This is a genomic window from Cobetia sp. L2A1, from assembly GCF_009796845.1.
Classification (GTDB): domain Bacteria; phylum Pseudomonadota; class Gammaproteobacteria; order Pseudomonadales; family Halomonadaceae; genus Cobetia.
In genome coordinates, this window is record NZ_CP047025.1 from 2,803,937 (window position 1) to 2,816,850 (window position 12,914).

Sequence of the window (12,914 nt, forward strand, 5' to 3'; positions counted from 1 at the left end):
GCTGCATTGACAGACAGCTTGAAATGGCGCGTTTGGATGCGCTGCATTCTGGCCATGCAGGCGTGTCTTGTCTTGGCCTGATTGCATGAAATTATTTCACCTTTCAGCCTATTGCGATGACGGGGATTGTTTTTCATGATGCGCATATTAGGCATCGCTTCGGTGCCCGCCCTTTAAGGCTCTGAAATGTCACGTCTGCGTATTGTGGTTGACCGTGTTTCCGACTGGCGCGCTTTCTATCCCAGTGACGATGTCGTCAGTGCGCATGACTTCCTCTCAGAGCTCTCCAATGATGCACCCACCGTAGCGACTGGTGACGATGCGCCGCAGCCTGCGACTCATGTCATCAACCTGTGCGGCGGACTCGACTATCTGGGTATCGGCTATTATGTCTCGCTGCTGGCACAGGCGCGCGGGCAAAAAGCGCTGCCGACTGTCGAAACCCTAAACCTGCTGTCGCGCAAGTCATTGATCGACATGGAGCTAGGCGGCATCCGTGTGCTGCTGGAAGAACTCACGCGTAAAGGTTCATTACCAGCACCGAGTCACCTGCCGCTTGTCGATGGCAAGCGTCCGCGTATTGATCTGTTGTTGGCCTTTGGGGAAAGCGATGATTCCGCGCTGTCACGTCTTGGCCGCAAGCTGTTCGAACGCCTGCCCTGCCCGCTGCTGGAGGTACGCCTTGAAGCACGTGGCGATACCTGGACACTCAAGCGTATTCGCCCTCAATCACTGAGCCATCTGGCAAAACGTGACGAGGACCGATTTGCTCAGGCCATCAACCGCCACTCACGCAAGGTCTGGCGGACGCCCAAAGCACGTCATCACTATCGCTTTGATCTGGCAATGCTGGTCGATCCAGACGAAGCGCTACCGCCGTCAAATCGTACCGCGCTGAAGCACTTCATTCGTGAAGGGCGTCGACTGGGTATTGATGTCAGCCTGATTACGCGCCGTGACGAAGGGCGTTTGGCTGAATTCGATGGCCTGTTCATTCGCGAGACAACCAGCCTCGACCATCACACCTATCGTATGGCCAAGCGTGCCGAGCATGAGGGGCTGGTGGTGATGGATGATAGTCAATCAATCCTGCGCTGCACCAACAAGGTCTTCCTGCATGAGCTACTCAAGGCACGTGGTCTGAGTGCACCACAGGGTCGCCTGATTCATCGCGGCGAACTACGCCAACTGGCTGAGCGTGGCCAGCACATGCGCTACCCGCTGGTAATGAAGGTGCCAGATGGCGCCTTTTCGCGTGGCATCGTCAAGATTGAGGGGCCGGAAGCACTGGTGCGCGAAGCAGAGATTCTATTCCATGATTCCGCGTTGCTGCTGCTGCAGGAATGGCTGCCAACGGAATTCGATTGGCGCATCGGTGTGCTCGACGGCAAGGTGCTGTATGCCAGTCGTTACTATATGGCCCGTGGCCATTGGCAAATTTACGATCACAGCGGTAACCGGACTCGCTCCGGAGGCTTTGCCACGGTAGACCCGAGTGAGGTGCCGCCCGCGATCATCAAGGCTGCGCTTAAGGCGACACGCCTGATCGGTGATGGCCTCTATGGTGTCGATCTCAAGCAGCTGGAAGACCGGGTGGTGGTGATTGAGGTCAACGACAACCCGAACCTGGATGCAGGCGTTGAGGATATGGTGCTGGGCCGCGAGCTTTATCGTCGCGTGATGGAAGTCTTCCTGGTGCGCATGCAGGCGCGCCGCCAGCCCGTACTTGGCTAACTCGTGCGTAGCTAACCCGCCCCTTGGCTTTAAAGGTAGGCCAAGCCTCTTTGGCCATCATGACTCAGGATAACGACTCTGTGCCTTTGCCTGAACGCAGCACGCCCGCCATGTTAGACAGGCGGGCGTGCTGCGTTCAGGCTTTCGGTGATGTCAGGCCATGCTGCCAAGCCATGCTGACGGGCCCATCAGAGGCCACCTGCCGTCAACCAGCGTTCAATCTGTGCAGGGTGCTCATCAATCCAAGCCTGCGCGCCCTCCACCGGGTCACCACGTGATTCGATCCCTGCCATCAGTGTGGCAAGTTCTTCATCACTCATTTCCCATGCATTCAAGGCCCGTGTGATCTTCGGAAAGTCCTCGCCAAACGCGAGGCGCGACATCCAATGGATATCTTCATTATCGCCGTAAATACCTTCAGGGTCTTTCAGATACTTGAGGTCGTATTTGGCGAATGCCCAATGAGGATTCCATAGCGTCACGAGCATCGGCGCCTGACGTGAATATGCATCACTCAATGCCGACATCATCGCGGGCTCCGAGGAATTGACCTGCTTCATATCGAGTTCATAGCGATCAATCGCATCATCGGTCAAGGCAGCAATGGCAGACCCGGCATCGATGCCTAGCACCGTTGGCCGACCCTTGTAGGCAAATTCATCTTCACGCCCCTTGAGGTCTGCAATGGAATCAATATCCACATAGCTTGGCACTACCAACCCAAGCCCAGTACCGCGGTACCAGATGTCGTGAACTTCAATATCGTCATCATAGGGCGCTAGAAACGGTGCATCTGACGTAGGTAGCCACAACTCCAGCGTGACATCGATATCACGAGTTGCAAGCCCGGCAAACAAGACACTCTTGCCAATGGACTTCAGTTCGACGTCATAGCCTCGCGTGTCTAGCAGCAGTTTCCACATATTGGCGACAGCCACATTCTCAGCCCAATTATTGGTACCGAGAATCACCTTACGGTCATCAGAGGCTTGCGCTTGACCAAGCGCCGCACTCAATGCGACAGCGCCTAGCAGGCCGAATAATGCTCTCTTGATCATGCTGCCATCCTTTTGTTATTAATATTATATAATTATTTATAACTTAATTAAGATAACACCATAACAAAAAGGAATAAAGATTTCATCCTTTGCGCCAAATGCAACAACGCCCGCTCCTCCTGCAAAGAGGGAGCGGGCGTTGTTGTTGAGACAGAAGAGCCAGTGTGACGACAGTATTTACTCGCCCAGCGTGACCTCAATCTCATAGCCGGTGAACTTGCGCAGGTTGATCACGCCAGTGTCGAGAATCAGGTACTGTCCCTTGAGACCCTCGAGCACACCTTCCACGACCGGTGTCTTGTCGAAGTTGAATGACGTGACCTTGGTGGGCGCAGTACGTACCGGGAAATCAAACGCCAGCGGCGTCGTTCTCAATACGCGAATGGCACCCTCACCACAATGCACCTGCAGTGCCGCCAGCCCGTCTTCCATCTGTGCGAGGAGTTGATCACGCTCGGCTTCCAGATCCAGCTCAGCCACATCGCCTTTCAGCATTGCGCGCCAGTTGGTTCTGTCATTGACCGCCTGCTTGAACAATACCTCTACCAGCCCAGACTGCAGCCGGTTGGACACCTCGACAATCGGTAGCGCCTGAATGGCGCCCTGATCAAACCAGCGAGTCGGCATCTGAGTCGCACGCGTAATGCCGACCTTGAGCCCCGAAGAATTGGCGAGATAAACGATGTGCGGCTGGAAACAGAACTGCTCGCCCCACTCCGGGTCACGACAGGTGCCCTCGGCGAAGTGGCAGGTTTCTGGCTTCATGATGCAGCCATCGCACTGCGGCAGCTTGCGAAAACAGGGATAGCAATGGCCCTGCGCGAAGCTCTTCTTGGTCTTGCGACCGCAGTGTGTACAGTGAATCTGACCGCTGAAGGTCAGACGTATCGGCTGGCCTAGATAGGCATTCAGTGGCTGACGCTTATCGCCAAGACGCAACGCATAGTTGGCCTCTACACGCTCACGCAGTCCAGCAACGGCCTCGGGCGAAGTGTCAATCACGACAGGCTCACCGGATGGCTCTATCGACATCTTGGCAAGATTACCGCTCAGCGTACGAGACTCAGCGTGGCTGACAGTATGCTGGGCCTGATCTTCACTGGCCTTCAGCGTAGCGTCGAGTGTCAATTGACCCACTTGATCTGCTCCGGCTCATCCTTGACAGCCTTGTCCTCAGCAGTCTCGTCACGCGGACCACAGGTACCGTTATCGATGAAGCCGACACGGGACTCAGGCGTTACATTGTTGTGCACTTCATACTTGATAACCGCTTCCATGCACAGCGCAACCTGCTCTGGCGTCAGCACTCGTCCATCCGGCCACTTCCGCAGCTGCATGGATTGTTTGAGGCTCTCATAGATAGCGGGCGTCATCTGTCCCACCATGCCGTCAAAGGTCATGTTGCTCATGGCTTCTCTCCTGATACTGGGCCACGGCTGCCGTCGCAGTCCGTGATTGATGGCCGCCATTCTATCACTGTCATCTCTGGTGCTGTCAGCATGCGACCTCTGACGACTCATCGGTGATCCATCGGGCTCTACCTACGGAGCCATCTACGGAGCTATCCAACGACGTTATCTGGTGAGATATCTCGTGAACTACCCATCGCGCTTTCCTGCCGCACTATCTCGCAAGCATTGTCGCAAAGCACTTGAAGCTGCCTAATTCGCTTTCTGCCGCATGCGCCTTGGCAACAGCAAGCCAAGCACCAGGCCAGATATCAAACCACCCAGGTGCGCTTCGTTGGCAATATCACCTAGCCCGATAGCATTCGAAAGCGGCGTCATGCACAGCACAAGATAGATAAGCATGAAGATCATCAACGAACGCTGGATCTGGTAACCCAGCGCCGGACGGCGACGGGCAGCAATGAACACATAACCAATAACGGCAAAATCGATGCCGGAGAGCCCCCCGAACAGCACACTGCCGACCGCGTACTGCGCCAGATTGGCTGCAATGCCGCTGATCAAGAGCACCAATGCAAAACGCCAAGGACCATCAATGGCTTCGATCTGACGGCCAAAGACCCATAGCCACAGCAAATTGAAGACCAGATGCAACACACCAAAATGCATCAGCGAGGGTGACCACAGCCGCCACCACTCACCGGATAATGTCGCTGACAATGTCTCGGGGCGGATATGCTGTGTACCGATCAATTCAAAGGGTACGATCGCCAGCCACTGGAACACTGCCGCCTGACCGAGGGAATACTGTGCCAGCACGGTAAGGCAGCAAGCCAGGCCGACAAGCCAGGTCAATGGCGTCAGACGTATGAGTTGCCAGAGCCCAGCGGGATTCACGCCATGCACGCTCACAGGCGTAGCACCACCATCTCGCAGCGACTCCCCGTTCGAGTGGCGCTCCAACATGGCCACCACGACTGACAGCTTCTCAGGGTCTGCCAGCCATAGTACTTGCTTTGCCTCGCCAGAATCTGGCGAGGCAGGCGCATCGTGAGTGATTTGATGACCGATACCCTCAGCCCATAGCGCTTCACGCAATGGGAGGCTATCGAACGCCTCTGGCAACGTCAGAACCTTGAACATGCAGTGCCCCTAGCAGTACTTGGCAGTAGTAATGCACCGTCGACAGGCTGCCGAGACGCATAAAAGAAAGACATGACGGGCGGGACATCAACATGGCGTCCCGAATGGCTATCAGACAGGCATAAAAAAAAGCCCGGTGGGGGGCCACCGGACTGAGCAAGGGATCATTCAAGGGAACACTTACTCAGAGTACGCCAATGGCGAATGGTTCACCGCACTTCGATTGAAAAAACCAATGACCATCAACGTATTTTTAAACAAAGCCTATATGGCGACTTCAACACCTGCTGCTGCCGCTGATTACTCTACAGGCTTATCACTACCCTGGCCCTCAGTGTACTCCTGACTCGATAGTGCATCAGCAGGTAGCTCCTCAGGCAGTGGCCGCCGCGAGGGTTCACGTGGCACCGGTACCCAAACGAAGTTTTCAGCATCCAAGGTTGCCTCACCACTAAAGCGATAGGCCACCAATCGGCCGAACTTGACGGCGCTGTAATCCAGACAGGCGATGTTAGGTGCAGGTAGCGCCGGTAGGCCCTCGCACCAGTAATGCCCCAAGAACAATGGCGGTTGCTCCACTCCGTAATAGGGGAGATTGGCAAGTTCGTCATCACTCAGCCAGCGGGATTCCAGTTCGCCCGGAAGATTATCCGGCTGAAAGACGACATCACCATAGGTGCGCGGTTCACGCGCCCAGAAATGGGTACGGAAGCTACGTCGCGTGAAGCCATCGCCGGAGTGAATTTCGACACCTTCCGGCAAACGCAGACTCGCGCCACGTGTCAGTCGCTCCAGTACTCGCCAGGCAAAGCTGCTGGAATCAATGGAATCGTGTAGAAAATCCTCATCGATGCGTCCATCAGGACAGCGCTCAAGAAAAGCGCGCACCAACGGCTCATCCCAGCAGGCATGCACCACTCGCAGGCCGCTCTTGCCAGGCGCCAGCGGCGGCAGGTCAAGACACAGCGGCATACGCATGAACCAGCGCAGCGCCTCGTCCCACTCATCGGGATGATGCTGATACTGCTCCAGCGTTTCGCGAATGATGCGATTATGCCGTGACGTATGCGGCCGCAAGAAGCTGCGGTGCTCCTCGCCCTTCTGCTGACGCCCACGCCGACAATAAGCCAGTGCGTTGTACTCGTGATTCCCCATCACGATCAGCGCCTCTCCGGCATCGACCATGCGACTGGCCAACTGAACCGCCAACCTGATGCGCGGGCCGCGATCGATGATATCGCCAAGGAAGATCACCTTGCGTGTCGGATGACGATAAACACCATCGATCAGATGATAGCCGAGCGTCTCCAACAACGTCGCCAGGGTCGCGCCGCAGCCATGCACATCACCGATCAGATCATAGCCATCTTGTGGCGTCACAAACTCATTCATGCAGTGAGCCTTGATGTCATTCGCCGAGGCGGTTGCTCCAGCCGAGCTTGGTACGACAGATCTCGAAATAGTTGTGCTCCAGTGGGTGAATCAGCGTCAAACGCTCACGCTTGCGACGAATCTTGAGCACATCTCCGGGTTTGGCGACTACCTGCGTCTGACCATCACAGCTGATATGCGGATACGTCGAGTTGCTGGCACTGATATGCAGTGTTATCTCACTGGCCGCGTCGATGACAATCGGCCGGCTAGATAGCGTATGCGGGAACATCGGCACCAGCGTAATCGCCTCAAGGCGAGGATGGACGATCGGGCCACCACCGGACAGCGCATAGGCAGTTGACCCCGTCGGGGTCGCGACAATCAGCCCATCCGAGCGCTGGGAATAGACAAACTGCCCGTCGATGAACAGCTCAAACTCGATCATGCGCGCAGCCTTGCCCGGATGTAGCACGACATCGTTCAGGCCATCTGCGGCGCCAATCTTCTCGTTATCACGGAAGACTTCTGCCTCGAGCAAGAAGCGCTGCTCACTGAGATATTGACCACCCAGCACCTCTTCAACTTTCTGCTCCAGCTCATCGGGCCGAATATCCGTGAGAAAGCCTAGCCGGCCTCGATTGACACCCAGTACTGGGGTGCCACTACGACAGAGCGCGCGCGCGGCGCCCAGCAGGCTGCCATCACCACCGACGACAATCACCAGATCACAGCGCTCACCCATCTGACGACGGCTGGCCACTTCCAAACCATGGTCCAATAACAGCGTAGCGGTACGCTCTTCGATCACCATGGCGAGCCCACGGGCATCCAGAAAGCGAATCAGGCGCTTGAGCGTGTCGACCACCTGAGCACTGCCCAGCCGACCGATCACACCGATCGTATTGAATTTCTGCTCCATTACGCCTCCCCGGCTGTCATGACGGCCATTATGCGGACTCCCTGCACAGCCGGCAATGCGCCCGACTTTCGTAGCGGCTTTCGTCCCATATCACCTCATATCGGCGCTACACGATGTTGCATAACATCTATCTCCCATACATCCATCTTCCACGCGTGAGCGTTAAACCAGTCAGTCCCTCATGTCCTGCGCGGCAGTGTTATCGATGTCATTGACTCTCTACGTCTCTTGTTCTTGACGAACCGGTTCTTGACGAGCCTGTTCTTGATGGCACTGACTATTGATAACTCACCGTCGCCCGCGCCTTACTTTCAGGAGTACTTGCTCATGCAGCTTGCCATCGCCCAAGGGTCCGGCTACCGTCACTTTAACAATGGATCCCCACCCAGAGGAGCCGGCACCACCATGCCAGCACACACACCGTCTGCCAGTCCGCAGGAATCAGACACCTTCGATCACGCCAGCGCTATCGAAGCCTGTGCCCGTGGTGAAGAATCCGCCTTTCGCAGTCTCTATGATCTGGAATCGGGTCGTATGCTTGCGCTCGCGATGCGCTTGCTGGGGAGTCGAGATCAAGCAGAAGATGCTGTCCACGATGCCTTCATCAAGCTGTGGTCCAATGCCGGACAATATCGGCGAGAACTGGGCAACGGCCGCGCTTGGCTGTTCAGCATCTTACGTTATCGCGCATTGGATCAGTTGCGTGCTCAAGGGCGTACACCGCGGGGTAACAGCGATGCGCTCGATACCCTGGCAGATTTACTCGCCAATCCGGAAACCGCCGCAGATGATAGTCAGACAGCGCATCAGCTCAGCGATTGTCTTGGTGAACTGGAGCTGCCTCGCCGTGAACCCATATTGCTGGCCTTCTTCAAGGGGCTGACGCACGAGCAGATCGCAGAGAAGATGAGCTCACCACTCGGCACCATCAAGGGACGCATTCGCGCCGGACTCAAGCTACTGCAGGAGTGCCTGTCACGATGAATACTTCCCTTATCCCCGAATCACCTGAAGAGCAGAACCTGCTGCTCGGTGAACATACGCTAGGCCTGTTGGACCCAGAGCGCGAGGAAGAGATACGTGCCTGGATAGCACGCGACGATGCCGCCGCCCGCATGGCCCTTCGCTGGCAACAGCACTGGCTGAGCGTCAGTGATCGCCTGCCTCCTGAGCCTGCTTCTGATTCGCTCTGGAAGCGTATCGATGCAAGTCTCACACGTCTGAAGCAAGCGCCCCCGACAGCTTCTTCAGCAAGCCGTGAAAAGGGACGCCAGCCATCGTGGCTGGTACGCTGGCTGGGTGGCGGTATCGGTCTTGGGTTGGGTGCAGGTCTGGCGCTTGCCCTCGCGATGCAGATCGGCCCCTTCGCCCCTCAGGACGGCGCTGACACCCGTGCGCCTGACATGGCAGTGCAACCCTCCAGTTCCGCCGAACAGCGCATGGTGGCCGTTCTGCAGACGCTGGAAGACCCGGGTACGCCAACGTGGGTGGCACATGTCACCACCAGCGGCGGGCTTCAGCTGACGCCCAAGACGAGCATAGCGCAGCCCTCTGACGGTGTGATCGAGCTGTGGACACTAACCGACCCAGCCGAAGGTCCACGCTCGCTGGGCCTGGTAGACGCCGTAGCAGGTATCGAACTAAGCGCTGCGCAAATTGGCAGCATGAATCCGGGGCAGCTGCTGGAGATGACGCTTGAACCTGATGGCGGTTCGCCGACGGGCAAACCGACGGGCAAGGTCCTCGCTATTGGCCGGTTGGTTGATCTCAATCAGCTCGACAGTTAGACACAGCACTCATCAGCTACGCGGCCACGAACAAGCCGTCGCACGCTACAGGCGCCCCTGAAAGCGTGAATGCCGCCAGGGGCTCCTTGTACCTGTAGTGGTGATGACCCTACTGGCGAAACGCCAGACAGCAAAAAGCCCCGCATTGGCGGGGCTTTTTTATACCTGAAGCGACATCTTTACAGGTATCAGCGCGGGTGGAGCCTGGGCCACACCTCAAGACGCGTATCACTTAGCTTTCAGTACGTTCCAGCCAAGCTTCAACGGTTTCAGCACCGTGAGCTTCTTTCCACTCTTTCAGCTGCTTGTGGTTACCACCACGAGTCTCGATCACTTCACCGGTGTTCGGGTTCTTGTAGATCTTGAGCTTACGCTTGCGGCGCACGCCGCCAGACTTGTTCTCGCCAGCAGAAGCGGCAGCCGGAGACTGGGACGCTTTCGGGTCCAACAGAGAGATGACATCACGAGTGGACTTGCCGTACTCGCTCATCAAGGCATCCAGCTTATCCTTGAATTCCAGCTCATTTTTCAAACGGTCATCATTGCGCAGCGTTTCAAGTTGCTCTTGAAGCTTCTTGAGCTCTTGTTCTTTCTGCATGAAGTCAGTTAGCAGGGACATGGACATCTCCAGTTTATCGGGACAGGCAATTAAGGCACAGGAAGGTTGCGCTGAAATCAGTCGGGAAAATATTCATTTGCCTGACAAACAAATCACTACCCACCCATAAGATCTGTGCAGGACACTCGGGACAATTTAAGCACCCGCACAAGGACAGGAGCGATTATAGACCAGAGATACCGGCAACGTGAAGCGTTAAATAGCGTGTTTCAAAAATATGCAATATTTGATGATATTGCAACACCCTGCTTAAAAACAATACTCAATACCTACTGACATCATTAAGCACTAGCATCAATCTCATTGGTTACAAGACGCTTACCTTGATAGAGAGGATATTGTACTGCGCCTGGACTCCCAACGTTAAGCCTGTGAGCGCATTCGGCCCTAAAAGTTCACGGGTTATTCACAATACCTGTTCATGGGGCATTCATTCCGTCGAGCGTTGCAGTACTTCATGAGAGGCCCCTCTTCATTTACGGTTCATACAAAGTCCGAGGCTTTCTTTGCAGCTCATGCAAAACAGATATTCTTCGTTACAACAGCAAGAATTTCTAAAGTAGAAAAATGAGCAAACTAGCTTACGTCGAAGCGTGTTTTTCGCCATATAGCGTCGTTTATCATTAGTAGTCAACCTGATAGAATAAAAATGTTAACAAAGAGCATTCCGTCTCTCTTACCTGCTGGAGAATTCACATGTCCTGCACTCGACTCACCTCTGAACCACTTCCACAGCAGGCGCTCTGGCATCCCTATACTCAGATGCAGGCCATGCCTGCGCCTCTTGATATCGTCGGCGGCACCGGCTCACGCATGACGCTCGCCGGTGGCGAAACATTGCTGGATGCCACATGTTCCTGGTGGTGCATGATTCATGGTTATGGTCACCCACGGCTGGTCTCTGCCATCCAAGCACAAGCCGCTGAGCTATGTCATGTCATGCTGGGTGGCATACGGCACCGTCCCGCAGTGGAGCTTGCCGAGGCACTGGTGCGCATTACACCGCAGGGGCTGAATCATGTCTTTTTCTCGGACAGCGGCTCCGTCGGAATGGAAGTCGCGATGAAAATGGCTGTGCAATATCAGCAGCAGCGTAAAGATCGTGATGACACCAGGGGGCGTACACGCATGTTATCCCTGATGAAGGCATATCACGGTGATACCGCAGGCTGCATGGCGGTGTGTGATCCCGAAGAAGGCATGCACTCACTATTCGCCGATTTTCTACCCAAGCACTACTTTGCGCCCGCACCCACGGCAGGCTTCACAGCAACGCGGGAAGAGGTTGCGTCTGATATTGCCTGTCTAAGAAGGAGCCTTGAAGCCCACTACCATGAAATAGCCGCATTGTTGATGGAGCCATTACTGCAAGCTGCTGGTGGGCTCAATATGTACTCGCCCTACTACCTTGAAGCAGCACGTGCGCTATGTGACGAATTTGGCGTCGTATTGATCTTCGATGAAGTCGCTACTGGTTTTGGCCGCACCGGAAAACTCTTTGCCTGTGAGCACGCCAATGTCACGCCCGATATCATGGTGTTGTCCAAAGGGTTGACCGGCGGCTATCTAGGGCATGCGGCAACGATTGCACAGAGCCATATCTTTCATGCCTTCGATGGCGAGGATGCTGACAACGCCTTCATGCATGGCCCCACCTTCATGGGTAATCCATTGGCCTGCCGCGTCGCACTGGAAAGCCTCAAGGTATTTGAGGAAGACAATTATCTGGCCAGGATTGCAGAGTTGAATCAGGTACTGCGCGAAGAGTTGCTTGAGTTTTCCCATCCCGCCATTCGCGATATTCGTGTACTGGGTGCCACTGCAGTCATTGAAGTTCATGACGCCAAGAGTCTTGAAGGGGCACAAGTGCATGCTCGCAAGCAAGGTGTCTGGCTACGCCCCTTCGGACGCTGGCTATACACAATGCCCGCCTACATCACGTCACATGAGGATTTGCGACAGATTACGCGAGCCATGACCAGTCACTTTAGCGCGCCGAGCCAATGAGCTGACACCTGCATCTCGAACATACATCGCACCAGGCGAGCGTGATGTATGTTCGAGATAGGAAAACGGATGGAACAGGTGCGACCGCTTATTCTTCAAACACCCCATAACCGAACTTCAAGCTGCTGATGGTCCGCCGCCGTGAGCTGCCCGCCCTTGAGCAGCTTCTTGAGAAAGTGACGATAGCGGCGCGCAATCTTGCGCCGAGCCAGCCAGGCAACACCTGTGGCCAATGGCAGAAAGTCAGGATTGGAGATGCCATCAATCAGCCATAGATGTGGCGGCTGGCCGGGAGTGAACTGCACCACGACATTGCGATCGTTCAAGTCTGATGGAATCAACCAGCGCTTATCCAGATAGTGATAGAGACTGGCCAGTTGCTCTCTCAACTCGCTACCACTCAGCGATGCAGGATCGTCATTGCAGACGTCACGCAGGCGCCGTGAGGTGGTGCCGTCACCATCGAGAATCAGATCGAACACCAGCCCCAGCCCCTCTGGGGTCGCCACGCTGCCGTGATACGCCGGCACATGGGACCAATCACGCATTCCTCGCCTGACAAGTCCTTCAAAGTAGCGCTGCTCGCGCTGATTCTGACGACTTCCCTTATCGGGATAGCGTGGCACCTTGATACAGCGGCGTGGATTTTGCGGGTCTTGATAGACGCGCCGATCATTCCCCATGCCAATGACGCGGGCATTTTCCAGCTCCAGCATGCGCACTCCTGTTGAATAACGCCTGCGACTGCAGCCGCCGGACAGCACGGCATTCTACAAAATGCTGCCAAGCGGCGCCAACCTGGCCCAGATGCCGCCTCCATCGTTCATCAATCATTCAGATTGATGCCTCCATCTGGTACGATGG

At 55.6% G+C, this 12,914-nt stretch carries 12 protein-coding genes; 4 read left to right on the plus strand and 8 right to left on the minus strand.

Annotated features, from left to right (window positions below; genetic code table 11):
• The first annotated feature begins 186 nt into the window (after positions 1 to 186).
• Positions 187 to 1,734 carry a RimK family protein gene (locus tag GQR90_RS11925; RefSeq protein WP_158774309.1) on the plus strand — a complete coding sequence of 516 codons (1,548 nt, stop codon included), beginning with the start codon at positions 187 to 189 and terminating at the stop codon, positions 1,732 to 1,734.
• Between the two features lie 188 nt (positions 1,735 to 1,922).
• Here the strand turns inward: GQR90_RS11925 and GQR90_RS11930 are convergent, their stop codons facing one another.
• The 6 genes from GQR90_RS11930 to GQR90_RS11955 form a co-directional block, all read right to left on the minus strand.
• Entirely contained in the window at positions 1,923 to 2,792 is an 870-nt protein-coding gene (locus GQR90_RS11930; protein ID WP_158774310.1) for a glycine betaine ABC transporter substrate-binding protein, read from the minus strand.
• A 177-nt stretch (positions 2,793 to 2,969) separates the two neighbouring features.
• Positions 2,970 to 3,929 carry a DUF2797 domain-containing protein gene (locus GQR90_RS11935; RefSeq protein WP_233266273.1) on the minus strand — a complete coding sequence of 320 codons (960 nt, stop codon included), beginning with the start codon at positions 3,927 to 3,929 and terminating at the stop codon, positions 2,970 to 2,972.
• Positions 3,917 to 4,201 carry a YeaC family protein gene (locus tag GQR90_RS11940; RefSeq protein ID WP_158774311.1) on the minus strand — a complete coding sequence of 95 codons (285 nt, stop codon included), beginning with the start codon at positions 4,199 to 4,201 and terminating at the stop codon, positions 3,917 to 3,919. Before GQR90_RS11940 ends, GQR90_RS11935 begins: the two co-directional genes overlap by 13 nt.
• Before the next feature lie 252 nt (positions 4,202 to 4,453).
• Positions 4,454 to 5,344 (minus strand): rhomboid family intramembrane serine protease, encoded by an 891-nt coding sequence (locus tag GQR90_RS11945; protein ID WP_158774312.1) that lies wholly within the window; start codon positions 5,342 to 5,344, stop codon positions 4,454 to 4,456.
• A 300-nt stretch (positions 5,345 to 5,644) separates the two neighbouring features.
• Entirely contained in the window at positions 5,645 to 6,736 is a 1,092-nt protein-coding gene (locus tag GQR90_RS11950; protein WP_158774313.1) for a metallophosphoesterase, read from the minus strand.
• Positions 6,737 to 6,752: 16 nt separating this feature from the next.
• Positions 6,753 to 7,637: an NAD(+) kinase gene (locus GQR90_RS11955; protein WP_158774314.1), complete on the minus strand. Its 885-nt coding sequence runs from the start codon at positions 7,635 to 7,637 to the stop codon at positions 6,753 to 6,755.
• 405 nt (positions 7,638 to 8,042) lie between these two features.
• On the opposite strand from GQR90_RS11955, the gene GQR90_RS11960 reads away from it, so the two are divergent.
• Together GQR90_RS11960 and GQR90_RS11965 are read left to right on the plus strand one after the other, a co-directional pair.
• On the plus strand, positions 8,043 to 8,621 hold the full coding sequence (locus GQR90_RS11960; protein ID WP_158774315.1) for a sigma-70 family RNA polymerase sigma factor: 579 nt from the start codon (positions 8,043 to 8,045) through the stop codon (positions 8,619 to 8,621).
• A complete protein-coding gene (locus tag GQR90_RS11965; RefSeq protein ID WP_158774316.1) occupies positions 8,618 to 9,424 on the plus strand; it encodes an anti-sigma factor in 807 nt (268 codons plus the stop codon). The genes GQR90_RS11960 and GQR90_RS11965 overlap by 4 nt, the downstream gene beginning before the upstream one ends.
• A gap of 232 nt (positions 9,425 to 9,656) precedes the next feature.
• Here the strand turns inward: GQR90_RS11965 and GQR90_RS11970 are convergent, their stop codons facing one another.
• On the minus strand, positions 9,657 to 10,043 hold the full coding sequence (locus GQR90_RS11970) for a histone-like nucleoid-structuring protein, MvaT/MvaU family (protein ID WP_158774317.1): 387 nt from the start codon (positions 10,041 to 10,043) through the stop codon (positions 9,657 to 9,659).
• Positions 10,044 to 10,739: 696 nt separating this feature from the next.
• Here GQR90_RS11970 and bioA point away from each other — a divergent pair.
• A complete protein-coding gene (bioA, locus tag GQR90_RS11975; RefSeq protein WP_158774318.1) occupies positions 10,740 to 12,050 on the plus strand; it encodes an adenosylmethionine--8-amino-7-oxononanoate transaminase in 1,311 nt (436 codons plus the stop codon).
• A gap of 95 nt (positions 12,051 to 12,145) precedes the next feature.
• On the opposite strand, the gene GQR90_RS11980 is transcribed toward bioA, so the two are convergent.
• Positions 12,146 to 12,766 carry a YrbL family protein gene (locus tag GQR90_RS11980; RefSeq protein WP_158774319.1) on the minus strand — a complete coding sequence of 207 codons (621 nt, stop codon included), beginning with the start codon at positions 12,764 to 12,766 and terminating at the stop codon, positions 12,146 to 12,148.
• Between the last annotated feature and the right edge of the window lie 148 nt (positions 12,767 to 12,914).

What these genes read in the sequence shown, in the direction of transcription:
- GQR90_RS11945 (WP_158774312.1), bottom strand. Translation starts at nt 5,344, where the DNA reads ATGTTCAAGGTTCTGACGTTGCCAGAGGCGTTCGATAGCCTCCCATTG.
- GQR90_RS11980 (WP_158774319.1), bottom strand. Translation starts at nt 12,766, where the DNA reads ATGCTGGAGCTGGAAAATGCCCGCGTCATTGGCATGGGGAATGATCGG.
- GQR90_RS11960 (WP_158774315.1), top strand. Translation starts at nt 8,043, where the DNA reads ATGCCAGCACACACACCGTCTGCCAGTCCGCAGGAATCAGACACCTTC.
- GQR90_RS11930 (WP_158774310.1), bottom strand. Translation starts at nt 2,792, where the DNA reads ATGATCAAGAGAGCATTATTCGGCCTGCTAGGCGCTGTCGCATTGAGT.
- GQR90_RS11955 (WP_158774314.1), bottom strand. Translation starts at nt 7,637, where the DNA reads ATGGAGCAGAAATTCAATACGATCGGTGTGATCGGTCGGCTGGGCAGT.
- GQR90_RS11970 (WP_158774317.1), bottom strand. Translation starts at nt 10,043, where the DNA reads ATGTCCCTGCTAACTGACTTCATGCAGAAAGAACAAGAGCTCAAGAAG.
- GQR90_RS11965 (WP_158774316.1), top strand. Translation starts at nt 8,618, where the DNA reads ATGAATACTTCCCTTATCCCCGAATCACCTGAAGAGCAGAACCTGCTG.
- GQR90_RS11950 (WP_158774313.1), bottom strand. Translation starts at nt 6,736, where the DNA reads ATGAATGAGTTTGTGACGCCACAAGATGGCTATGATCTGATCGGTGAT.
- GQR90_RS11940 (WP_158774311.1), bottom strand. Translation starts at nt 4,201, where the DNA reads ATGAGCAACATGACCTTTGACGGCATGGTGGGACAGATGACGCCCGCT.
- GQR90_RS11925 (WP_158774309.1), top strand. Translation starts at nt 187, where the DNA reads ATGTCACGTCTGCGTATTGTGGTTGACCGTGTTTCCGACTGGCGCGCT.
- bioA (WP_158774318.1), top strand. Translation starts at nt 10,740, where the DNA reads ATGTCCTGCACTCGACTCACCTCTGAACCACTTCCACAGCAGGCGCTC.